Source organism: Streptomyces venezuelae (genome assembly GCF_008642275.1).
Taxonomy (GTDB): Bacteria; Actinomycetota; Actinomycetes; order Streptomycetales; family Streptomycetaceae; genus Streptomyces; species Streptomyces venezuelae_E.
In genome coordinates this window covers 7,428,898-7,451,347 of record NZ_CP029189.1, presented here as the reverse complement: position 1 = coordinate 7,451,347, position 22,450 = coordinate 7,428,898, and the positions used below count along the sequence as shown (strand labels likewise).

The following is a 22,450-nucleotide window of genomic DNA, read 5'->3' as shown; positions in this document are numbered from 1 at the left end:
TCGGGCCATGGACATGGAAGTCACCGCCTGGACCTCGCTGCACAGCGCGATCAACGCCCAGCAGGACCGTCGCACGCTCTCCCGGGAGGGCCTGCGCCGCGTCGCCGCCTTCGCCCGCCCGCACCGCCGCGGGCTCACCCTCTTCCTCCTGCTGAGTGTGGTGACCGCGCTGCTCGCGGTCGCCACCCCGGTACTCGCCAGCCGGGTCGTGACGGCCATCGTGGACGGCCGCGACAGCTCCGCGGTCACCCGGCTGGCCCTGCTCATCGCGCTGATCGCCGTCGCCGAGGCGGGACTCGGACTGCTCACCCGCAGACTCTCCGCCACCCTCGGCGAGGGGCTGATCCTGGACCTGCGGACGGCGGTCTTCGACCACGTGCAGCGGATGCCGGTCGCCTTCTTCACCCGGACCCGGACCGGAGCCCTGGTCAGCCGCCTCAACAACGATGTGATCGGCGCCCAGCGGGCGTTCAGCAACACCCTGTCGGGCGTGGTCGCCAACACCGTCACCCTGGTGCTGACCCTCACCGTGATGCTCGGCATCTCCTGGCAGATCACCCTGCTGGCGCTGGTGCTGCTGCCGGTGTTCGTGCTGCCGGCCCGCCGGATGGGGACGCGGATGGCGGCGATGCAGCGCGAGGCGTCCGCGCTGAACGCCGCGATGGGCACCCAGATGACCGAGCGGTTCTCCGCCCCGGGCGCGACGCTGGTCAAGCTCTTCGGGCGGCCCGCCGACGAGTCCGCGGAGTTCGCGGCCCGGGCGGCGCGGGTGCGGGACATCGGGATCCGCACGGCGATGGCCCAGTCGGTCTTCATCACGGCCCTCACCCTGGTCTCGGCGCTGGCCCTCGCGCTCGTCTACGGGCTCGGCGGGTTCTATGCCCTGCGCGGTTCCCTGGACGCCGGTTCCGTCGTCGCCCTCGCCCTGCTCCTGACCCGGCTCTACGCCCCGCTGACCGCACTGGCCGGCGCCCGCGTCGAGGTGATGAGCGCGATGGTGAGCTTCGAGCGGGTCTTCGAGATCCTCGACCTGCAGCCGCTCGTCGCGCAGAAGCCGGACGCCCGCCGGGTACCGCAGGGCCCGGTGGCCGTGGAGTTCGACCGGGTCTCCTTCGGCTACCCGGCCGCCGACAAGGTCTCGCTCGCCTCCCTGGAGGAGGTGGCCACCCTGGACGCCCGGGGCGGTACGCAGGTACTGCACGAGGTGTCCTTCCGGGCCGAGCCGGGCCAGATGATCGCCCTGGTCGGCTCGTCCGGCGCCGGCAAGTCGACCATCGCGCAACTGCTGCCGCGCCTGTACGACGCCGACGCGGGCGCGGTCCGGCTCGGCGGGATCGACGTACGGGACCTGACGGCCGAATCGATCCGCGAGACGCTCGGCATGGTCACCCAGGACGGGCACCTCTTCCACGAGTCGGTGCGCGCCAACCTGCTGCTGGCCCGGCCGGAGGCCTCCGAGGAGGAGATCTGGGAGGCCCTGCGGCGCTCGCGGCTGGACGGGCTCGTCGCCTCGCTGCCCGACGGACTGGACACGGTGGTCGGCGAGCGCGGCTACCGGCTCTCGGGCGGGGAGCGGCAGCGGCTGACCATCGCCCGGCTGCTGCTGGCCCGGCAGCGGGTGGTGATCCTCGACGAGGCCACCGCGCACCTGGACTCCACTTCGGAGGCCGCGGTGCAGGAGGCCCTGGGCGAGGCCCTGGCGGGCCGGACGGCGGTGGTGATCGCGCACCGGCTGTCGACCGTACAGGCGGCGGACCTGATCCTGGTGGTGGAGGACGGCCGGATCGTGGAACGGGGCACGCACACAGGGCTGCTGACGGCGGGCGGCCGGTACGAGGAGCTGTACCGCACCCAGTTCGCGGTGTCGGACGGCGGAGCACCGGTGTCGGGAGCATGATGCTCTGATGGACATCAAACTGGAACTCGTCGCCGTCCCCGTCACCGACATCGACCGGGCCAAGGCCTTCTACGAGAAGCTCGGCTTCAACGCCGACCACGACGTCACCGTCAGCGAGGACATCCGCTTCGTCCAGCTGACCCCGCCGGGATCGGCCTGCTCGATCGCGATCGGCAAGGGGCTGACCCGGATGACTCCGGGGTCGCTGGACAACATGCAGGTCGTCGTCACCGACATCGAGGAGGCGTACGAGGACCTGCGCGGCCGGGGGGTGGAGGTGACGGAGATCCAGGACCTGCCGTGGGGCTCGTTCGTCTACTTCTCCGACCCCGACGGCAACGGCTGGGCGGTCCAGCAGACCACGCCCCGCAAGTCGGCGGACCCCGCCTGAGACCGGTCCTGACAGCCAGGGCGGGGCGGGCGCGCTCGCCGTCGAGGAGGTCTTCGACGGCGAGCGCGGACCGCCGCGGTGGGCTCAGGCCTCCGCGGCGGCGTGGTGGTGGTCGAGCTCCCAGGCGTGGTGCTTGAACTCGTGGCGGAAGTCGGCGTGGTCCTCCCACTGGCGGGCGATCCCGCGCAGGACGTCCCAGTTGTGCTCCACCGACTGGTCGATGACGCGGCGCACGGCCGGCTCTGCGGATTCGCGCGCCTCGACGAGGCCCTTGACGGCGGAGGCCTCCAGGACGGAGTTGCGCAGCGCGCGCAGGGCACGGGAAGTGTCGTCCATGGCGAAGCCGTGTTCGCTGCCCGTCGCCTCGTCGAACAGCGGGGTGAGCCGCGCCTCGATGAATGCGGTGATCCGCTCGAAGTGCTGCACGTCCATCGGGGGCTCCCTCTCCTGCCGGACCACGCTGGGGATCCGGCGTGTCCACTCGCCTCTGCTGTTCAGGGCCATTATCCAGCAGCCGGCCGGCCTGGCCGGCCCCGGTCGGTCCCGGCCGGGGCCTCCGCCAACTCCCGCCTCACCAGGGCTTTTTCCCGTGATCTATGTTGATGGTCCGGAGTGGGCCGATCGACATGGGGGACCGGTGGACGGGAATGCAGGGCTGACGGAGCGGTTCGAAGAGCACCGCTCTCACCTGAGAGCGGTGTCCTATCGCATGCTCGGTTCGCTCGCCGAGGCGGATGACGCCGTCCAGGAGGCCTGGCTGCGTCTCGACCGGTCCGACGTCAGCGACGTCGAGAACCTCGGCGGCTGGCTGACGACGGTGGTGTCGCGCGTCTGCCTGAACATGCTGCGCTCGCGCGAGTCCCGGCGTGAGGACCCGATGGAGGCGTATCCCTCCGGCCCCGCCGTCAGCCGTGCGGACACCGTCGACCCCGAGCAGGAGGCCCTGCTGGCCGACTCGGTCGGCCTGGCGCTGCTGGTGGTGCTCGACCAGCTGGCACCGGCCGAGCGGCTCGCGTTCGTACTGCACGACCTGTTCGCCGTGCCCTTCGACGAGATCGCCCCGATGATCGAGAAGACCCCGGCCGCGACCCGTCAGCTCGCCAGCCGCGCCCGCCGCCGGGTCAAGGGCGCCCCGCTGGTTCCCGAGGCCGATCTGACCCTCCAGCGCCGCGTCGTCGACGCCTTCCTCGCCGCCACCCGCGGCGGCGACTTCGACGCGCTCGTCACCCTGCTCCACCCCGACGTGGTGCTGCGGGCCGACAAGGCCGTCGGACCCACCCCCGCCCCGCTCCTCGTCCGCGGCGCCGTCACCGTCGCCACGGGTGCGATGGCGGCGATGCAGCGGGCCCGGGCCACGGCGCCGGCCCTGGTCGACGGATCGGTCGGCCTGGCCATGGCCCCGCTGGGACGCCTGTTCCTGGTGCTCGGTTTCACGATCGAGGACGGTCTGATCACCCGGATCGACATCGTGGCGGAACCGGAACGTCTCGGCGCGGTCGAGATCGCCGCGCTCGACGTCTGAGCCGCGGCGGTCCGGCGCCGGAAGCGGCCGTAGCGATTCCGTGCCGCGACCGCCCCTTCTGGGCCGTGGCACGGCGCTCACATACTGGCGCCGTGACCGACTACGTCAAGCACCTGCCCACGGCGGCGATACCGGAGGGAGCGGTCGCGGCGTGGGGCGTCGACCACGCCTCACGCTGGCTCCGGGCCCGCCTTCCGGCCGTGTTCGCACCCGCCGCCGGGGGTGGCCTCCTCGCCGGCCCGGTCCTCCTCGCCGTCGTGCTGACGGCCGGGCCCGCCGGGGGGTGGCGGGCTTTCGCGGGCGTCGCCCTGCTGGCCGCGCTGCCGTGGTGGTTCCGGTACCTCCCGGTGGCCACCCTGCTCGCCGCGCCCGTCCTCGCGGCCGAGTCCGTACTCGCCCTTCCGCACTCCTCCGACCGGGCGGTCCGGGCCGGTCACGGCCTGGTCCTCGCCCTCGCGGCGTGGGCGTTCGCCGGAGCTCTGGTCCGCCTGCGCGTCCGGCGGCGCCAGCGCGAACTGGCGCTCGCCGCAGCCGGATCCGCCCGTTTCCCGCTGCCGGCCGTGCTTCCGGCCGCCCACCGGCGCCGCGGGCTGCCGGGCGTCGTCATCGGCTCACTGTGCTGTCTGGCGGCCGCCCCGGCCCTCACGCACCGGTACGGCCCCTTCGCCGGGCGGCTGTTCGCCACAGCGCTCCTGGTCGTCGGCACCACCGCGCTCGGCCGGAACCTGACCCGGCACCTGGCGGCCCGGCGGCTGCGCCGACGGCCACAGCCCGCGCTCCTGGTCGGCGTACGGGCCACCGCGTCCGGCCACCGCTGGGTCCACCCGGACGCCGACACCCCCGCCGGCCCGCCCCTGATCGCCCACGTGCCGCGGGCCCGGGACACCGCCCCGGGACAGCGGGTCCTGCTCTCCGGATCCGGACGGGGCCTGCGCGCGGACCATCACGACATCGACCCGGTCCGGGAGCCGTTCCAGGCCGTTCTGTACGGAGCCGTGTACGAGGGGGCCGAGGTCGTCCTGGAGAGCGCCGTCTACGAGACGGACGTCCGCATCGTTTCGCAGGTCACGGCCGCCCCGCTGCTCCCGCGCCGGCACCATGGGCCGAGCGGCTGGAAGCCGTCGGGCCGCTCGCACCGCGAGGCCGTACGCGAGCAGGCGCGCCGGGAGGAGGAGCGCAGGCGCGAACGGGCGCGGGAACGCGCGCAGTCACGGAGCTCCGATTCCTCCACCGGCGGAGGCTGTGGGGGAGGCGGCGGCTGCGATGGCGGGAGCTGCGGCGGCTGCGGGGGCTGCGGCGGCTGCGGCTGACACCGCACCCCCGCGGCCGGTGCAGCCGGCCGACGGGGCCGGGGCCCGGTGTTCAGGGCGCGAGGACGTCCAGTTCCCGCAGCGCGCCGACCGCGATCCGGCGGGTCAGCTCCTCGGCGCGCGCCGCGTCCGCCTCGCGGACCGCCTCGGCGACCTGGACGTGCAGGGTGACGGCGGCGGGGTCGGGATCGTGGAACATCACCGCATGCTCGGTGCGACCGGTCAGGACCTCGGCGACCACGTCCCCGAGACGGGCGAACATCTCGTTGCCCGAGGCCTTGAGGACGACGCGGTGGAAGGCGATGTCGTGCCGCAGATAGGCCTCCAGCTGGTGGCCGCGCGAAGTGCGCACCATGCCCAGGGCCGCCTCGGTGAGTTCGGCGCACTGGTCCGGTGTGGCCAGCGTCGCGGCGAGCCCGGCCGCGACGGGCTCGATCGCGGAGCGCAGCACGGTGAGGGACCGCAGTTGGCGCGGCCGGTCGGTGCCCGCCAGCCGCCAGCGGATCACGCGCGGGTCGTAGACGTTCCACTCGTCGGTGGGGCGCACGGTGACGCCGACCCGGCGGCGGGACTCGACCAGGTGCATCGACTCCAGGACGCGGACGACCTCCCGTACGACGGTGCGCGAGGCGTCGAAGCGCTCGGCGATCTCGTCCGTGCGCAGGACGCTGCCCGGGAGGTACTCCCCCGCCGTGATCGCGAGGCCGAGGGTGTCCAGCACGTGGCTGTGGAGCCCGTTCCCCTGGCCGGGAGTGCCTTCGGTGGTCATGGCGTAAGCGTACGGTGACGCCCACACGGACAAAAGATGTGACGTTTCTGACCTGAAGCTTGAATACGTAGTACTTAATAGGCTTCAGTGGTGCCACACGAACCGATGTCGACGAGGACAGCGAGGTAGGCGTGAGCACCCAGCGCGTCATTGTGGTGATGGGCGTGGCCGGTACGGGCAAGACGACCGTGGGGCAACTGCTCGCCGAGGCACTCGGCATTCCGTACGCGGAGGGCGACGCCTTCCACCCGGCGGCCAACATCGCCAAGATGTCGGCCGGGAACCCGCTGGACGACGAGGACCGCCGGCCCTGGCTGGACGCCATCGGCGAGTGGCTGCGCAACAGTGCGGCCCTGCGCGGCGGCGTGATCGCCGCCTCCTGCCTCAAGCGCGCCTACCGCGACCGGCTGCGCACGGCGGCGCCCGGGATCGTCTTCGTCCACCTCGCCGGCGACCGTCCGCTGATCGAGAAGCGCATGGCGGAGCGCAAGGGCCACTTCATGCCCACCACCCTGCTCGACTCGCAGTTCGCCGCGCTGGAGCCGCTCCAGGACGACGAACTCGGCGTAGTCGTCGAGGTGTCGGGGTCCCCGCAGGACATCACCGAGCGGGCGCTGACCGCCCTGCGCCGCCTCCCCATACACGAGAACTGAGGAATCGCCACCGTGACCGGTCTCAGCGTCGAGACTCTGGCAGCGGCCGCCCCCGGACCGATCACCTCGGCCGGGAACGCCCAGCTGGGGATGGCCGTCCTGGCGGGCATAGCCGTCATCGTCCTGCTCATCACCCGTTTCGGACTGCACGCCTTCCTGGCCCTGACGGTCGGTTCGCTGGCCCTCGGGGTCTTCGCGGGCGCACCGCCGGCCAAGACCGTCTCCAGCTTCACCGCCGGACTCGGCGCCACGGTCGCCGGTGTCGGCGTACTGATCGCGCTCGGCGCGATCCTCGGCAAACTGCTGGCGGACTCGGGCGGCGCGGACGAGATCGTGGACACGATCCTCGCCCGCGCCAGGGGCCGGGCCATGCCCTGGGCGATGGTGCTGATCGCGTCGGTGATCGGGCTGCCGCTCTTCTTCGAGGTCGGCATCGTGCTGCTGATACCGGTGGTGCTGCTGGTCGCCAAGCGGGGGAACCACTCCCTGATGCGGATCGGCATCCCGGCGCTGGCGGGGCTCTCGGTGATGCACGGGCTGGTCCCGCCGCATCCCGGACCTCTCGTCGCCGTGGACGCGCTCCACGCGAACCTCGGGGTCACCCTCGGGCTCGGGGTGCTCGTCGCGATCCCGACGGTGATCATCGCCGGGCCGCTGTTCTCCCGGTACGCGGCCCGGTGGGTCGACATCCCGGCGCCGGAGCACATGATCACGGAGCGCCCGTCGGCCGAGTCGGCGCACCGCCCCCGGTTCGGGGCCACGGTGTTCACCGTGCTGCTGCCGGTGGCGCTGATGCTCGTGAAAGCCCTCGTGGACATCGTTGTCGACGATCCCACCGCCCCGGTGCAGCGCGTGGCCGATGTCGCGGGCTCTCCGATGATCGCGCTGCTCACGGCCGTCCTGGTGGGCATGGTCACGCTCGGACGGGCGGCCGGTTTCACCCGGGCGCGGATCTCGGAGACGGTGGACCGGTCCCTGGCCCCGATCGCGGGCATCCTGCTGATCGTGGGCGCGGGCGGCGGCTTCAAGCAGACGCTGATCGACGTCGGCGTGGGGCAGATGATCCTGGACGTGTCCGAGCACTGGGCGGTGCCGACCCTGCTGCTGGCCTGGCTGATCGCCGTGGCCATCCGCCTGGCCACCGGCTCGGCGACGGTGGCCACCATCTCCGCGGCGGGGCTGGTGGCCCCGCTCGCGGCGGACATGTCCACCACCGGGACCGCGCTGCTGGTCCTGGCCATCGGGGCCGGCTCGCTGTTCTTCAGCCATGTCAACGACGCCGGCTTCTGGCTCGTCAAGGAGTACTTCGGAATGACCGTCGGTCAGACCCTGAAGACCTGGTCGGTGATGGAGACCGTCATCTCGGTGGTCGGCCTGGGCCTCGTGCTGCTGCTGTCACTGGTCCTGTAGCGGTTTCAGCTGGGCGGCGGCCAGCGCGAGCCCGCCCGCCGCCGTGGCGCAGCGCGCCGCGAGCCTGGTGACCTCGGCCCGCAGTGCCTCGGTCTCCGGGCCGTGCCACTCCGGCGCCGCGGCCAGCCCGTGCAGGCGGAACGCGTGCGTGCGCAGCGCGGCGGCATGGCCGCTGAGGCCGCCGCCCGGCGGCAGCGGCGCCGGGCGGGGCGCCCGGTCCGTGACCCGTCGGCGGGCCGGGCCGCGCGGTGCGGCGGATCCCGTCGGGGCCGGCCCTTCGGGCAGCCCCGGACCCCGGTCGCAGAAGGCCCAGAAGGCGGCGCCGAGCCCGAGGACCGGTTCGGCGGTCTCGGCCCGGCCGGTGGCGACCTGCCAGCCGGCGTGGTCGTTGAAGGGGTTCGCGTCCGTCAGCGCGTGCCAGGCGAGGATGTCGGCGAAGGACGGGGCGAGCAGTGCGAAGGCGTGCTCGGCGCCGCGCTCGCGCACGATGGCGCGGAACAACCGGACGGCGTCACCCTGGCGGCCCGCTCCGACGGCGCCCAGGACCGCGGCCGCACCGGGATCGTCGAACAGTTCGGGGCGGCTCGTACTCGCCGCCCGGATCCGGGCCTTGAGCCCGCAGACGGCGATGCTGATCGCGAGGCTCTCCCGGCCCGCCAGGATTCCGGCGAGCCGCCCGGCCCGGGCCACGCCCCGGCCGCGCGGGGCCCAGCCGAGGCCCGACGGGTCGGTGAGCGTACGCAGCAGGGTGCGCCAGCCCAGCCGGGTACGGCCGCCCCGGGTGAGGGCGGCGGCCGGCAGCCGGGCCCCGAACGCCAGGCCGGAGGCGTGGCGGGCGGCCTCACCGACCGCGTCGGCGGCCTCGGCGAGGGCGCGGCACGGGGCGTCGAGCAGGTCGATGTCCGGGGCGGTGGACGCGGAGGTCGCGGCGTCGGGCATGTGATCCTCGTGGGGTTCGGCACGGGCTCGGAGACGGACGGGGTCGGGCGGGGTCGGACGGGGTCGGGCAGGGTCGGGCGGGTATGGGATCCGGGGCGGCGTCGGGCAGGCACGGGGTCGGGACGGTTACGGGTCCGGGTCGGCCTCAGCGGCGGGTGAGCATGAGCCGGACGCGCCGGGCGTCGAGCGCCACGGGCAGCGGTCCCACCGGGTCCAGCACCGGCCGGGTGCCGGTGACCCGGTGGCCGCGCAACACCTCGGCGCAGAGCGCTGCGGTGGCCATCAGGCCGAGCTGGTCGCCCGGGCAGCGGCCGCCGCCATGGCTGAAGGGCGCCATCCGGATGTCCTGGTCCGCGCCCGGGTTCTTCCACCGGCCGGGCACGAACACGTGCGCGGCCGGTACCCGTTCGGGGTCGCGCTGGTGGAACGCTGCGGGCACCAGCACCGCGGTGCCCGCCGGGTAGCGCACGCCCCGCCATTCGGTCTCGGCCCGGGTGACGCGCATCAGGTCGGGCACCACCGGGTACAGCCGCAGGGATTCCCGGACGCAGGCCCGCAGCCGGGGCAGTGCGCCCCGGTCCCCACCGGCGGCGGCTTCGGCGGCTGCCTCCACGGCGGCCAGGTCCTGCTCGGCGGGGTGCGCCCCGAGCAGGAGCAGGGTGCGCAGCAGCGTGTCCGGGACGGCGTCCATGGCCAGCAGCCAGTGCTGGGCCTGGCCGGCGAGGTCGAGTGTCCCGGCCGGATCGGCGTGGCCGGCGGCCCGTCCCACGAGGGTGTCGGCGCCGGCCCGGGCGGCGTACTGCCCGATGCGGGCGCGGGCCTTGTCCTGCACGGAACGGGCGGCGCGTACCCGGCCGCCGCGCGGGCTCCCGCCCTCGGCGCGCAGCTGGGTGAGCCAGCCGCCCAGCTCCTCGTCCCCGGCCGCGGCGTCGCCGAGCACGATCCGCCGGGCGGCGCGGTGTACGGCGTACCGCGCACGGGTGAGGTCGAGGACGACGGCGGCGGTGCGGGTGCCGGTCGCGGGGGCGGGGCCGGTCAGGTGCCGGGCCTCCTCGGCGAGGGCGGTGAGGAACGGCCCGCAGGAGGGGTGCACGGGCCGGTCCGGGGCCAGCGCCTCGGCGCTGATCTCGCGTCGCTCCGCCCGGAGCTCGCCCCGGGAACAGCCGGAGTCGGCGGGCTCCTCGGGGCTCAGGCCCCGGCACTTGTCCGGCGGGGCCGCCGCGAGGACGCTGACGGGTTCGGCGTAGAAGCGGCGCACGTCCTGCGGGTCGAGGAGGACGAGCACGGTCCGCCCGGAGCGGGTGCGGACCAGGGCGGGCGCGTCGCCGTCGCGGGCGCGCAGGGCCCGCAGCGCGGCGGCGGAGGTGCGTACCTCACCGGGGCGGGGCCCGGTCAGGCCGCGCAGCAGGACGCCGACACCGGCGAGAGCGGCCCGGGCGGTGGATCGCGGGACCGGGGCGGCAGCCGCGTACCGCGAGAATTGCGTTCCGGGCGTCCGCCGGCCGGGAGTTCCCGCGCCCGGTCCCCGCAGGGCGGGTCCGCCGCCCGCGCACGGTGCCTCGGCGCGAGGTGGCCGGCCGGCCCGCTCGGGGCGGCGCCGGGCGGCGAGGGCCCGTACCCGGGCTCGGAGCCCGTCGAGGGCGGCCCCTTGGACCGTACGCATCCGTGTACCTCCGCGGCGGGTGCGACAACGCTCGGCGACAACGGCATCACCGTACGTCCCACCTGCGCACTCCGCGCCCCGAGGACCACGTCAGGGGTCCAGTCCGGCCAGCAGTGCTGCGACGTCGAGTCCGGCGGTGAGGTAGGAGGTGAAGAGCTCGTTGTTCAGGGCCAGTGGCGAGCGGCCGCGGCGCACCCGGGCGACGGCTTCGGCGGGGGTCAGACCCCGGTCGACGAGACACTGGGCGACGACGAGGCCGGACCGGTTGTAGCCCGAGTGGCAGCGGACGAGCGTGGTGAGGCCCGAGTCGAGGGCGAGTGCCGCGGTGCGGGCGAGGCGCTGGACGGTGTGGAGCTGGCCGGCGGTGAGCGCGGCGTCCGGTATCTCCCCCACGACGTGCTCGGCGCGGGGTCCCGGGCCGTGGCCGGTCCGGGTGAACAAGCTGATGACGACGTCGAACTCGTCCGCCACGACGACGGGCCGCGGCTCACCGGCCGGGTCGGTCCAGTAGTGGCCGCCCATCCACAGGCCCGGTGTGATCTCGTCCCACGGGGAAGGCGGCCCGGGTACGCCCCGGTCGCGCCTGCGGGTCTTCTTCATCCGGGCCGCGACCTCCTGGTTACGGCCTTCAGGATCTCACACAACCATCCTTCATTCAGGGGCGGTTGGGGCGAAGACGGCCTCGCGGAAGGCGGTACGGGGCGTACCTCGCCCGGCGGTCGGCAGCAGGACCGCCCAGCGGTGGTGGCGGGGGGAGACCCACAGGGTGGGGCCGCCGTCCTGCGGGGCGTGGTGGGTCCAGACCCCGTGCGGGGCCGGGTCCCAGAGCAGGCCCCGGGCGGGGACGAGTTCGCCCGTACGGATCCGGAGGGACTCGGTGGTCCAGGCCCGGCTGATGCCCGCCGCGCCCACGGGATCACCGGGACCCAGGAGGTGGCACAGGAAGCGGCCGAGGTCGGCGAGGGGTGCGCGCAGGCCGCCGTCGGCGAAGCGGGTGCCGGTCATGCCCAGGGGGTGCCAGACCCGGGTGGCCGCGAGGTCGGCGAGCGGGCTGCCGGAGAGCTGTTCGGCGAGGCGGGTGAGGTGGGTGAGGGCGGCGGTCCCGCCCGGATGGGTGAGGAGGTGATGGGCGGTGGTCCCGGCGGGGGTGCCTTCGGCGGCGGTGCCCCCGTAGGCGGCGAGCGGTGTGTGCAGCCGCAGTGCGCCCTCGTCGACGAGGGCGCCGATGACCGGCCAGAGCGCGAGGACACCGGCGAGGCCGGTCACGTCCAAGGCGGCGTCGGCGGGATGCCCGCCGTCCGAACCCGCCTGGGGTCCCTCGGGCCCCCCGACGGCCCACACGGCCCCGGGGTCGGCGGAGTCCACGAGGGCCCGGACTGCGGTGGCCTGGTCGCACAGGGGGATCATGGTCGCCCACGTTAACGAGGCGGGCGGCGGCCTCCCGGCAGGCTGCCGCGGAGTCCGGGCCCCCGCCACCCGAATGACCCCGCGGAGCCAGGGGCGGGGCGCCCGCGGGCACCCCGCCCCGTGGTTCACCGGCCGGACTGGCTCTTGTCCGGGCGGTCGGTCACCCGCAGGGTGTTCAGCAGGGGCTTGCCGAATCCGCTGTGCGTGACGAAGCGGACGTTGAGGACGCCGTCCGTGACCGTGACCGTGTACGTCCGGGTCAGGGCCGTGTAGGTGCCCGCCTCCAGGGAGATGTCCAGGGAGGGCAGGACCTGCGTGCCTTCGGCCAGGACGTCGAAGACGCGCTTGTTCGGCTTGGTGGAGGAGAGCTCCGCGAAGCCGAGCTCCACCGTGTAGGTACCGTTCGGCACGTTGTCGAAGCGGTACTCGTACATGCCTTCACGGGCGTTGCGGAACAGCCTCTGCTCGTCCGTGCCGGCGATGGTGCGGCCGGTGGCCTGCACGGTGCTGCTGCCCTGGTAGCCGTAGGAGCCGGGGGTGTACTTGCGGTCCGGGGACCAGGCGTCGCCCAGGCCGTCCGTGGAGGTGTAGCCGGATCCCGCGTCCAGGCCGACCTGGTAGCGCGGGACGACGACCTTGACCGGGACGGTGAGCACCGGGGTACGGCCGCTCGCCGAGGTGATCTTCAGGTCGGCGGTCAGGACCGCGCCCGGGGTCAGTCCGGTGGTGTCCGCCGAAAGGGTGAGCGGGACCTTCGCGCCGGTCGCGAGGTCGCCGGTCGCCGGGGTGGCGGTCAGCCAGGTCGCGTCCTCGGACACCGTGAACGCCGTGCCGAGGCCCGGGTTGGTGAGGTCCAGGGTCCGGGTCCGCTGCTGGTTCGCGGGGAGGACGACCTCGACCGACGGCTGTGAGGCCGTCACCTTCGCGGTGCGCAGGGACTGGGTGACGGCCGTGACGTCGGCGGCCTTGACGTTCACCGTCGCCGTGGCGGACTCGTACTGGGGAGCCGCGAGCGAGACGGGGAGCGAGCCGGACGGGCTCTGGACGACGTATCCGCCGTCTGCGGCCGTGGTGGCGGAGACCGCCGTGTCACCGGTGCCGACGGTCACCGTGGCGCCCGCGACGCCGTTGCCGTCGTTGGCGTCGAGCACGCGGCCCGCCACCACACCGCTCTTGGTGGTCCGGAAGGCGATGGAGAGGCCGTCCGTGATGACCGCGGTGTTGAAGGAGTACTTGAAGGCGTCGGTGCCCGCCGCGTTCTCCACGCCGACCGTGGCCGTGGAGCCGCCCTTGATGCCGGTGCCGCCGGTCCCCTTGTAGGAGTAGGAGACGGTGCCGTCCTCGCCGATCGCGGCCGAGAAGGAGAACGTGTCGGCCTGCGCCGACCAGTGGGAGACCTGGCGCCACTCGATCACGTAGCTCCGGTGCGGGGCGGTGCCGGTGACGGCGGTGAAGACGCCGGATCCGCCGCCGGGAGCGCCGACGACGAGGTCGTCCCAGAACGGGTACAGCGCCGCGTTGGGCGTGGCCGTGCTCGGGATGTCGCCGTTGATGTCGCCGGTGTTGTTGCCGCCGAAGCTGACGGTGCCGTTGGTGCCGATCCAGGCCTGGCCGTACGTCTTGCCGTACAGGGGCAGCGGGAAGGGCAGGTCGACGCGCTCGGTGGTGTTGTCTCCGGTGAGCGCGAGCTGGCGGGTGCCCTGGGCGTACGGGCGGTCGCCGGCGGCGGCGCAGGCGTAGCCGTAGCCGTCGGTGCGTTCGGGCAGGTTCACCGCGACCGTGGTGTCGCCGGCGACGGTGACCTTGGCCGTGCCGCCGGTGAGGCAGCGGGAGGTGTGGGTGGCGTTCACGTCGTAGGTGCCGTGCGGCAGGGTGACCTCGAAGCGGCCCTGGGCGTCGGCTGTCGCGGTCACCGGGGTGTCCGCGATGGTGACGGAGGCGCCGGCGACGGGGCCGGCGGCCGAGGAGACGGTGCCGGTGAGCTTGCCGGAGGCCGCCTGGGTGAGGGTGAAGTCGCCGGTGGCGGTGGCGTTCTCGGTGACCGTGGCCGTCGCGGTCTGCTGTCCGTAGCCGAACTTGGCGGCGGTCAGGGTGTAGTCGCCGACGGAGAGGGAGGTGAAGCGGTAGGTGCCGTCGGCCGCGGTGGTGGTGGTGCGGTCGATCGGGCCGTCAGCGGTGATCTTCACGCCGGCGACGGGCTGGTCGCCTGCGCGTACGGTGCCGCCGAGCGAGCCGATGGCGCCGCGCGGGGCGGCGTTCACGGCGGCGAGGACGTCGAGGCGGCCCTCACCGAAGACGTTGTTGTCGGCGGCGTTGCCGCCGCACTGGCTGCTGTCGGTGTCCAGGGCGGTGCCGTCCAGCAGCGACTCGGTCTGTGCGACGTCGCCTTCCAGTGCGGGCGCGGCGGACCAGAGCAGGGCGACGGCGGCCGCGGTGTGCGGGGAGGCCATCGAGGTGCCGGAGAAGGCCTCGTACCCGCCGCCGGGAACGGAGGAGCGGACGTTCACGCCGGGGGCGGCGATGTTCGGCTTGACGATGCCGCCGGGGCCCGCGCCGCGCGAGGAGAAGGACGCGATCGCGTTGTTGATGTCGAAGGCGCCGGAGCTGTAGGAGCTGGCGTAGTCGCCGGGCGAGCCGGCGGTGTTGCAGCTCGGGCCGGAGTTCCCGTTGGAGAAGGCCGGGAAGATGCCGGCGGCCCGCCAGGTGTCGACGATCTGCTGGTACCAGGTGTCGCCTCCGCCGCCGCCCCAGGAGTTGTTGACGATGTGCGGGGCGAGGTCGGGCCGGGGGTTCTGGCCGCTCAGGTCGGTCGGTGCGACGATCCACTGGCCCGAGGCGAGGAGGGAGGCCTCGGAGCAGGAGTTCGACTCGCAGCCCTTGGCCGCGATCCACTTGGCGCCGGGGGCCACGCCGATCTTGTTGGCGCCGCCGTCGTCGCCGACCATCGTGCCCATGGTGTGGGTGCCGTGGTCGTTGTTGTCGCAGGGGGCCGCGGTGGTGCAGACACCCGCCGGGTCGAACCAGTTGTAGGCGTGGTCGTAGGTGCCGTCCGCCTTCTTGCCGCGGTACTGGTTGTTCACGGCCGGGTGGGTGTAGTCCACGCCGCTGTCGATGTTGGCGACGACGATGCCCTCGCCGCGCACCCCGGCCTGGTCCCAGACCTGCGGGGCCTTGATCCGGTCGATGTTCCACTCGATGGCGTCGGCGACGGCCTTCTCCCGCTTGCCGTCGGCGGGCTTGGGAAGGGCGACCTTGTCGTCGGCGTCGATCCGGGCGACCTCGGGGCGCTGCGCGAGGGTCCCGGCGAGCTTCTGGCTGCCGACGACGCGCACGGCGTTCACGATCCAGTACGAGGTGTACTCGGCGCCGGCGCCCTGCAGGGCCTTGACGACCTCGGCCTGGCTGCGCGCGGCATGTTCCTTCTTGATCCGCAGAACCGTTTCGCCCTTCGCGGCGCGGGTCTGCTGCTTCCCCGCGGCGGTGAGGTCGGCGGCGCTGTCGAGGTAGACCCAGAAGGCGGCCTTGGCGGATTCGTCGAGCTGGGCGCGGAGCTTGGGTTCGATCTTGCGCTCGGCCGCGGTCGGGGCGGCGGGGCCGGGGTCCGGCGCGGCCGCGGCGACGCCCGCCCCGACCGGCAGCAGCAGGACCGCGGTGAGGGCGGCCAGAGCCGTGCGTAAGGACCGTGCGGGCCTGGCCGGCCGGGTGGGCCTTGCGGGCCGTAGGGCTCGTGAGGACCGGTTGTCGCGTTGGGCCACGTGTTGTCTCCTCGTACGCCGTGTGCGGGTTGTGCGGGAAGGGTGTGCGTGACGTGCGCGGGTCATGGTGAACGAGGCGTCATGCTCATTACAAGGGTGGCTTTTCGGCCGTACCGCGCCCGCCCCGGTGGCCCGTACCGCCCGGGCGGGCCAGCCTGAAGACATGACTGCGCCAGCCGAGCCGTCCGGAGCCGGTGTCCCGATCGCGTCCGCGCGCGGCCGGTGGATCCTGCTGACCACCGTGCTCGGATCGACCATGGCCATGCTGGACGGGACCGTGGTGAACGTGGCGCTGCCGCGCATCGGGGAGGACCTCGACGCGGATCTGGCGGTGCTCCAGTGGACGGTGAACGCCTATCTGCTGACTCTGGCCGGGCTGATCCTGGTCGGCGGCTCGCTCAGTGACCGCTTCGGGCGGCGCCGGATCTTCGTGCTCGGCGTGGTGTGGTTCGCGGCCGGCTCACTGCTGTGCGGCCTCGCCCCGAACGCCGGGGTGCTGATCGCCGCCCGGGCCCTGCAGGGCATCGGCGGGGCGCTGCTGGCGCCCGGCTCCCTGGCCCTGATCCAGGCGTCGATCCGCGCCGACGACCGGGGGCGGGCGATCGGCCTGTGGTCGGGGCTCGGCGGGGTGGGCGCGGCGGTGGGACCGTTCCTCGGCGGCTGGCTGGTGGACGGGCCGGGCTGGCGGTGGGTGTTCCTGCTGAACGTGCCGCTCGCCGCGGTGTGCGTGCCGGTCGCGCTGCGGCACGTACCCGAATCACGGGACCCGCAGGCGCACGGACGGTTCGACGTGGCCGGGGCGGCCCTCGGCGCGACCGCGCTGGGGCTGGTCACCTACGCGCTGATCGAAGCACGGTCGGGAGCGCCGGCGGTGATCGCCGCGGCGGTGCTCGGCGTCCTGCTGGGCATCGCCTTCGTCCAGGTGGAGCGGCGGCGGCCCGATCCGATGGTGCCGCCGGCCATCTTCGCCTCCCGGCTGTTCACCGCCGTCAACCTCGTCACCCTGTGCGTGTACGCGGCCATCGGCGGCTTCTTCTTCCTCGTCGTGCTCCAGCTCCAGGTGGTGTCCGGCTACTCGGCACTGGCCGCCGGGGCCGCGATGCTGCCGACGACCCTGCTCATGCTCCTGCTGTCGGCGCGCTCGGGTGAGCTCGGGGAGCGGATCGGGCCGCGGATCCCGCTCACGGTGGGGCCGCTGCTGTGCGCGGGCGGGACGCTGTTGATGCTTCGGGTGGGGCCCGGCGCCTCGTACGTACGGGACGTGCTGCCCGCGATGGTCGTCATGGGCATGGGACTCGTGGCCCTGGTGGCCCCGCTGACGTCGACCGTGCTCGCCTCGGTGGATCCCGGCCGGGCGGGCCTGGCCAGCGGGATCAACAACGCGGCGGCGCGCGTCGCCGGACTGCTCGCGGTGGCCGCCCTGCCGCTGCTGTCCGGGATGGGGCCGGAGTCGTACCGCTCGGCGACCCAGTTCGACGCCGCTTTCGGGCGGGCCATGCTCTGGTGCACCGGGGCGTTCGCGGCCGGCGCGGCCCTGGCCTGGGCGACCGTACGCTCCCCCGCGCCCGAGGTGTGCCACCCCCAGTGCCATACGTACTGCGCGGTGTCGGCCCCGCCGCTGGAACCCCGGGAGGAGAACGGCTGATCCCGTGTGCTGGAGTGCGACGGCCGATCTGGCGGCGGGCGCGGTGATCTCCGCCGCCGGGGTCGTGTGCCTGGTACGGGTGCGGCGGGCCCGCGACCTGCCCGTCGCCGCGCTGCCGCTGCTGCTCGGCGCGCACCAGCTGGTGGAGGCCGCGGTCTGGGGTACGGGGGGCGGCTGCTCCCCGGCGGCCACGGCCTGGGCGGTGATCGCCCTGCCGCTGCTCGCGGTGTGGGTGCCGGCCGGGGTCCTGCTGGCGGCCGCTCCCGGGGCCCGGCGCCGCCTGTGGGGGCCGATGGCCGCGGGTCTGGCCACCGCCGCGGTGCTCTCGTACTGCCTGGCGCTCCGGCCGGTCACCGCGGAGATCCGCGGCCACACCATCGGCTACGGCGTGAATGTTCCGTGGATGCCGCTGGTGCTGACGGGCTACCTGTTCGCCACGCTGGGCTCCCTGCTGCTCGGGGGCGACCGGCGGTTGCGCACCCTCGGCGTGGTGCTGGCGGCGGGGGCGCTGGCCTGCTCAGCGCTGTGGCGGCTGGAATTCGCCTCCACCTGGTGCGCGTTCGCGGCGGTCGCGTCGCTGCTGGTCTGGGGCTGGGTCCGGCGCCCGGACACGGCTCCTCCTGTCGCGTGACCGACCGGAAGTTACCTAGACGTATGTAGTGACTTCACACGCGGGCAGCAGTAGAACTCGTTCCCATTCTATCGGCGAGTGAGGAACGTCACATGAGCGATAAACCCCTGCCCAGAAACACCTCCAACGGAATCTCCCGGCGCGGATTCCTCGGTAGAACAGGTTCTATTATCGGGGCCATGGCCCTGGCGGGTCACATCACCCCGGCGCAGGCGGCCGCCCCACCCGGGCCGGTCTCCGACGGCGCCCGCGTACCGGCTCTGGTCATCGGCACCGGCTACGGCGGATCGGTGGCGGCCCTGCGGCTGGCGCAGGCCGGCGTGGACGTGCAGATGATCGAGATGGGGATGGACTGGAACACCCCGGGCCCGGACGGAAAGATCTTCCCGACGGTGACCAGTCCGGACTACCGCTCGTTCTGGCTCCGTACGCGGACCAAGGCCCCGCTCAGCAACTTCCTCGGCTTCCCCATCGACAAGGACGTCCCGAAGTACACGGGGATCCTGGACGCCGAGGACTTCGCCGGAATCACGGTCTACCAGGGCCGCGGGGTCGGCGGCGGCTCGCTGGTCAACGGCGGCATGGCGGTCACGCCCAAGCGCGCGAACTTCGCCGCCGTCCTCCCCTCGGTCGACGCCGACGAGATGTACGACACCTACTACCCGAGGGCCAACGCCGGCCTCGGGGTCGGCATGATCGACCCGGCCTGGTTCGACACCGCCGACTGCTACCAGTTCTCCCGCGTCGGCCGCAAGCACGCCCAGCGCTCCGGCTTCGCCTGGACCTTCGTGCCCGACGTGTACGACTGGGACTACATGAAACGGGAGGCCGCGGGCACCGCCACCAAGTCGGCCCTGGCCGGCGAGATCCTCTACGGCAACAACGCCGGCAAGAAGTCGCTCGTCCAGACCTACCTCGCCCAGGCCAGAGCCACGGGCCGGGTCGCCATCTCGTCCCTGCACAAGGTCACTTCGGTCTCCCCCGCGGCGGGCGGCGGCTACACGGTCGCCATCGACCAGCTGGGCACCACCGGCGACACCGTGGCCACCAAGACCGTCACCGCCGACCGGGTCTTCTTCGCGGCCGGCAGCGTCGGCACCAGCAAGCTCCTGGTCAAGCTGAAGGCCACCGGGGCACTGCCGAACCTCAACGGCGAGGTGGGCAAGGGCTGGGGCGAGAACGGGAACGTCATGTGCGGCCGCGCCAACCACATGTGGGACCCGACCGGCAAGCTCCAGTCGACCATCCCCTGCTCCGGCATCGACAACTGGGACGCGGGCGGCGCCTTCGCCGAGGTCGCACCACTGCCCACGGGGATCGAGACCTACGCCTCCTTCTACCTCTCGATCACGAAGAACCCCAACCGGGCCGAGTTCACCTGGAACGCCGCGACGGGCAGGGCGGAGCTGAGCTGGCAGACGGCCTGGAAGCAGCCGTCCATCACCATGGCCAAGACCATCTTCGACAAGATCAACTCGAAGGAGGGCACGATCTACCGGACCGACCTGTTCGGCGCCTACAAGATCTGGAACGACACCCTCACCTATCACCCGCTCGGCGGCGCGGTCCTGAACAAGGCGACCGACAACTACGGGCGCCTGCACGGCTACACCGGCCTGTACGTGATCGACGGCGCGCTCATCCCCGGCAACACGAGCGTGAATCCCTTCGTCACCATCACGGCGCTCGCCGAACGCAACATAGAGAAGATCATCGCCACCGACCTTCCGTAGGGCCGCGTCCTCCCCCCAGCGGCCGGGGCCGTTCGGATCTCCCGAACGGCCCCTTTTGCCTGTGTGCCCCGCGCCGCCGCTCAGTGCCCCGGCAGCACGCAGACGCTGTCCAGGCCCAGTACGTGGTTGAGCCGGCCGAAGGCGAGCCAGGACCCGATGCTCATCGTCAGCTCCACGATCTCCAGCTGGCTGTAGTGCGCGGTCATCCGGTCCCAGAACTCCTCGTCGAGCCCGTGGTGGTCGAGGGTGTACCGCTCCGCGTACTCCGCCGCCAGCCGGGTCCGCTCGTCGAACGCGTCGGTCGTACGCCACGCGGTGACCGCCTCGGAGAACTCCTCCTCGACCTTCTCCCCGTCCCGCTCGGTGCGCCAGTCCAGGCAGAAGACGCACCCGTTGATCTGCGCGACGCGCAGCCGGGCCGCCTCGAACTCGCGCAGGCCGAGGGTGGTGTGGGCGTACACGGACAGGGAGAAGTTCGCGGCGGCCATGCCGATGCCGGGGACCATGTCGCCCCACACGTACTCGATCGGGTGCTGGCCTTCGGGAATGTCGATCCTCATGACTGTTTCCTTCCGAGTCTGCCGATGGCGGGGCGCAGCGGGACGTCGAGGGCGTCGTAGAGGCCCGGTTCCGCCTCGACGAGCCAGTCGATGGCGCTGACGAGACGGCCCACGGCGGTGGCGTTGCCGCCCGCCGAGCGGTTCTCGCCCTCGTCCGTGGCCTCGATGGTGACCTCGATGCGCGGGCGGCCCTCGATGACCACCCGGTGGGCGCCGTCGCCGCCGTCGGGCGGCACGGGCCAGTCCGGTGCGCACGAGGCGTGGATGCGGGTGACGTGCTCGATGACGATGCGGGGCTCGCCCTCGACGATGCCCTGCACCTCGAAGCGGATCGCACCCTGGGTGCCGGCCTCGAACTCGCCCATGGTCCTGGTGGTCACCGTCGTGTCGAGGGCGCGGCGCTCCGACGTCTCGCGGATCTCGTCGAGTTCGACCCCGAGCGCCCGGGCCATCATCCGTATCTGCCCGCCCCACACCATGGTGGGGATCGAGGGCATGAGCATCATCGGCTCGTGGTCCATGGGCTGCCCCATGCCCACGAGGTGACGTACGGAGTCCGGCTGGTCGTAGGTGGAGTAGTCGAAGATCTCCTGGCAGCGGATGACGTCGATGGTGGTGCCGAGTCCGCTGAGCAGGAGCGGGAGGACGTCGTTGCCCCAACCGGGGTCGACACCCGAGGCGAAGAGCGAGCCGCCGCCCTCCGCGACCGCGGCGAGCACCGGGTCGCGGAACTCGGGCGGGGCGTTGCGGTGGTCGTAGAGCGGGTAGAGGGCGGGGCTGACGACGACCGCGCCGGACCGGACGGCCCGGGTGATGTCGGCGAGCGCCTCGTCGGGCCGGACGTCTCCGGACGCGGCGTACACCACGGCCCGGGGGCGGGCGGCGAGCACGGCTTCGACGTCGTCGGTGGCCTCGACCCCGAGCAGGCGGTCGAGTCGGCCGAGTTCACCCGCGTCGCGGCCGGTCTTGGCTGGATCGTGGACGATGACTGCGCAGAGTTGGAGCGCGGGATGGGCCTCGACGGCACGGATCGCCAGACGGCCCACGTTGCCGGTACCCCAGACAACCGTGGAAATCATGCGCGGAGGGTAGCCACAGGTCCCTCACCTTGCCAGAGTCGCGCGGCCGGAACTCGTCCTTCTCCGGGAGGGGTTACTGGTTCTGGCCTCCCAGGACGAACAGGAGGTAGACGAAGAAGGCGAAGAGGTGGCCGACGAACAGGTAGGCGATCAGCCGGATGATGAGGCCCCGCGGGAACTTGGACTCGAAGCGGGTCCGTATCGACGGGGGCGCGGTCGCCGGCGTGGTGGCGTCGGCGGTGGCGGTGGCGGGCTTCTCGGCCTGGGACATGGGTACGGCTCCTCCGCTTACTGGTGGTGCGTGGGCGTGGTCGAGGGCATGGCGGGCGTGGACCCGGTCGCGGCGGCGCCGCCGAGGCACAGTCCGGCCAGGCTGCTCTGCAGCAGGGTGTGGACGAACAGCAGGTCGGCCCCGCCCGCGGAGGCCGCGCCGATCCGGTGCGGGGTGAGCGAGTCGAAGTGCGCGCTGTCCCCCGGCTCCAGCAGGTACTCGGCCTCGCCCAGGTGCAGCCGCAGCCGTCCCTGCAGGACGTGGAGCCATTCCTCACCGGGGTGTACGCGGACCAGCTCGCCCTGGCTGCGGCCGTGCGGCACGTGCACGCGCAGCGCCTGCATCCCCCGTCCGGAACCGCCCGCCTGCCAGTACGTCCAGCCGTCGGCCTCGCGGGCGCCCGGACCGCCGGCCCGTACGATGGGATCCGCGGCGGCGGGGGTCTCCCCGAGCAGCTCGGAGACGGTCGTACCGTAGGTGCGGGCGAGTCCGAGCAGGAGCGGCAGCGAGGGCTGGCGCCGGCCGGTCTCCAGGCGGGACAGGTGCGCGGGCGAGAGCCGGGCCCGCGCGGCGGCGGCCTCCAGGGTGAGTCCGGCACGGCGGCGCAGTTCGCGCAGCTGCGGCGCCACGGCGGGCAGCTCGTCGGCTGCGACGTCGGGACCGGCGTCGGGTGCAGTACCGGGTGCAGTACCGGGGTTCATGTCCCCGATTGAGCCAGAATCTTGCCTGTCTGGCAAACCTCCTTACCTCTGAGGCAAAAACACCGCGCGTGTCGCACCTCTCTCACCTGTTCGGGGCGCGTTGCCGGGCGAATG

At 73.2% G+C, this 22,450-nt stretch carries 20 protein-coding genes; 9 read left to right on the top strand and 11 right to left on the bottom strand.

Features of this window, described 5'->3' with window-relative positions; genetic code table 11:
- Positions 1-7: 7 nt before the first annotated feature.
- Together DEJ51_RS33025 and DEJ51_RS33020 are read left to right on the top strand one after the other, a co-directional pair.
- Positions 8-1,897: an ABC transporter ATP-binding protein gene (locus DEJ51_RS33025; protein ID WP_150261284.1), complete on the top strand. Its 1,890-nt coding sequence runs from the start codon at positions 8-10 to the stop codon at positions 1,895-1,897.
- Between the two features lie 7 nt (positions 1,898-1,904).
- Positions 1,905-2,288, top strand: a complete 384-nt coding sequence (locus tag DEJ51_RS33020; protein WP_150261283.1) for a VOC family protein — start codon at positions 1,905-1,907, stop codon at positions 2,286-2,288.
- Between the two features lie 84 nt (positions 2,289-2,372).
- Here the strand turns inward: DEJ51_RS33020 and DEJ51_RS33015 are convergent, their stop codons facing one another.
- Positions 2,373-2,720, bottom strand: a complete 348-nt coding sequence (locus DEJ51_RS33015; RefSeq protein ID WP_150261282.1) for a hypothetical protein — start codon at positions 2,718-2,720, stop codon at positions 2,373-2,375.
- A 205-nt stretch (positions 2,721-2,925) separates the two neighbouring features.
- On the opposite strand from DEJ51_RS33015, the gene DEJ51_RS33010 reads away from it, so the two are divergent.
- Complete coding sequence (locus tag DEJ51_RS33010; protein WP_263411725.1) at positions 2,926-3,810, top strand: sigma-70 family RNA polymerase sigma factor; 885 nt, start codon at positions 2,926-2,928, stop codon at positions 3,808-3,810.
- A gap of 92 nt (positions 3,811-3,902) precedes the next feature.
- Positions 3,903-5,120, top strand: a complete 1,218-nt coding sequence (locus DEJ51_RS34800; RefSeq protein WP_190620824.1) for a hypothetical protein — start codon at positions 3,903-3,905, stop codon at positions 5,118-5,120.
- A 52-nt stretch (positions 5,121-5,172) separates the two neighbouring features.
- Here DEJ51_RS34800 and DEJ51_RS32995 read toward each other — a convergent pair whose 3' ends face one another.
- Positions 5,173-5,889, bottom strand: a complete 717-nt coding sequence (locus tag DEJ51_RS32995; RefSeq protein ID WP_150261280.1) for a FadR/GntR family transcriptional regulator — start codon at positions 5,887-5,889, stop codon at positions 5,173-5,175.
- 131 nt (positions 5,890-6,020) lie between these two features.
- Here DEJ51_RS32995 and DEJ51_RS32990 point away from each other — a divergent pair, with 131 nt between their 5' ends.
- Positions 6,021-6,542, top strand: coding sequence for a gluconokinase (locus tag DEJ51_RS32990; protein ID WP_150261279.1), 522 nt, complete (start codon positions 6,021-6,023; stop codon positions 6,540-6,542).
- 12 nt (positions 6,543-6,554) lie between these two features.
- Positions 6,555-7,952 carry a gluconate:H+ symporter gene (locus tag DEJ51_RS32985; RefSeq protein WP_150261278.1) on the top strand — a complete coding sequence of 466 codons (1,398 nt, stop codon included), beginning with the start codon at positions 6,555-6,557 and terminating at the stop codon, positions 7,950-7,952.
- Here DEJ51_RS32985 and DEJ51_RS32980 read toward each other — a convergent pair.
- The 5 genes from DEJ51_RS32980 to DEJ51_RS35675 form a co-directional block, all read right to left on the bottom strand.
- Positions 7,938-8,891: a hypothetical protein gene (locus DEJ51_RS32980; RefSeq protein ID WP_150261277.1), complete on the bottom strand. Its 954-nt coding sequence runs from the start codon at positions 8,889-8,891 to the stop codon at positions 7,938-7,940. The genes DEJ51_RS32985 and DEJ51_RS32980 overlap by 15 nt on opposite strands.
- Before the next feature lie 145 nt (positions 8,892-9,036).
- On the bottom strand, positions 9,037-10,554 hold the full coding sequence (locus DEJ51_RS34795) for a cytochrome P450 (RefSeq protein ID WP_190620822.1): 1,518 nt from the start codon (positions 10,552-10,554) through the stop codon (positions 9,037-9,039).
- A gap of 90 nt (positions 10,555-10,644) precedes the next feature.
- Positions 10,645-11,154 (bottom strand): protein phosphatase, encoded by a 510-nt coding sequence (locus DEJ51_RS32970; protein ID WP_150261276.1) that lies wholly within the window; start codon positions 11,152-11,154, stop codon positions 10,645-10,647.
- A 51-nt stretch (positions 11,155-11,205) separates the two neighbouring features.
- Positions 11,206-11,961 carry a serine hydrolase gene (locus DEJ51_RS32965; RefSeq protein WP_150261275.1) on the bottom strand — a complete coding sequence of 252 codons (756 nt, stop codon included), beginning with the start codon at positions 11,959-11,961 and terminating at the stop codon, positions 11,206-11,208.
- A 125-nt stretch (positions 11,962-12,086) separates the two neighbouring features.
- A complete protein-coding gene (locus DEJ51_RS35675) occupies positions 12,087-15,716 on the bottom strand; it encodes a S8 family serine peptidase (protein WP_263411724.1) in 3,630 nt (1,209 codons plus the stop codon).
- 163 nt (positions 15,717-15,879) lie between these two features.
- Between DEJ51_RS35675 and DEJ51_RS32955 the strand changes: the two genes are divergently transcribed.
- From DEJ51_RS32955 to DEJ51_RS32945, 3 genes are all read left to right on the top strand, one after another.
- Positions 15,880-17,361 (top strand): MFS transporter, encoded by a 1,482-nt coding sequence (locus tag DEJ51_RS32955; RefSeq protein WP_150261273.1) that lies wholly within the window; start codon positions 15,880-15,882, stop codon positions 17,359-17,361.
- Between the two features lie 4 nt (positions 17,362-17,365).
- Complete coding sequence (locus DEJ51_RS32950; RefSeq protein ID WP_150261272.1) at positions 17,366-17,992, top strand: DUF6629 family protein; 627 nt, start codon at positions 17,366-17,368, stop codon at positions 17,990-17,992.
- Between the two features lie 92 nt (positions 17,993-18,084).
- On the top strand, positions 18,085-19,725 hold the full coding sequence (locus DEJ51_RS32945; RefSeq protein ID WP_150261271.1) for a GMC oxidoreductase: 1,641 nt from the start codon (positions 18,085-18,087) through the stop codon (positions 19,723-19,725).
- Positions 19,726-19,805: 80 nt separating this feature from the next.
- Here DEJ51_RS32945 and DEJ51_RS32940 read toward each other — a convergent pair whose 3' ends face one another.
- The 4 genes from DEJ51_RS32940 to DEJ51_RS32925 all read right to left on the bottom strand — a co-directional run bounded on the left by DEJ51_RS32940 (position 19,806) and on the right by DEJ51_RS32925 (position 22,336).
- Entirely contained in the window at positions 19,806-20,285 is a 480-nt protein-coding gene (locus DEJ51_RS32940; RefSeq protein ID WP_150261270.1) for a carboxymuconolactone decarboxylase family protein, read from the bottom strand.
- Positions 20,282-21,364: a dihydrodipicolinate reductase gene (locus DEJ51_RS32935; RefSeq protein WP_150261269.1), complete on the bottom strand. Its 1,083-nt coding sequence runs from the start codon at positions 21,362-21,364 to the stop codon at positions 20,282-20,284. The genes DEJ51_RS32940 and DEJ51_RS32935 overlap by 4 nt, the downstream gene beginning before the upstream one ends.
- Before the next feature lie 73 nt (positions 21,365-21,437).
- Positions 21,438-21,635 (bottom strand): DUF6126 family protein, encoded by a 198-nt coding sequence (locus tag DEJ51_RS32930; protein WP_223836085.1) that lies wholly within the window; start codon positions 21,633-21,635, stop codon positions 21,438-21,440.
- A gap of 17 nt (positions 21,636-21,652) precedes the next feature.
- Complete coding sequence (locus DEJ51_RS32925; RefSeq protein ID WP_150261268.1) at positions 21,653-22,336, bottom strand: helix-turn-helix domain-containing protein; 684 nt, start codon at positions 22,334-22,336, stop codon at positions 21,653-21,655.
- Positions 22,337-22,450 lie beyond the last annotated feature (114 nt).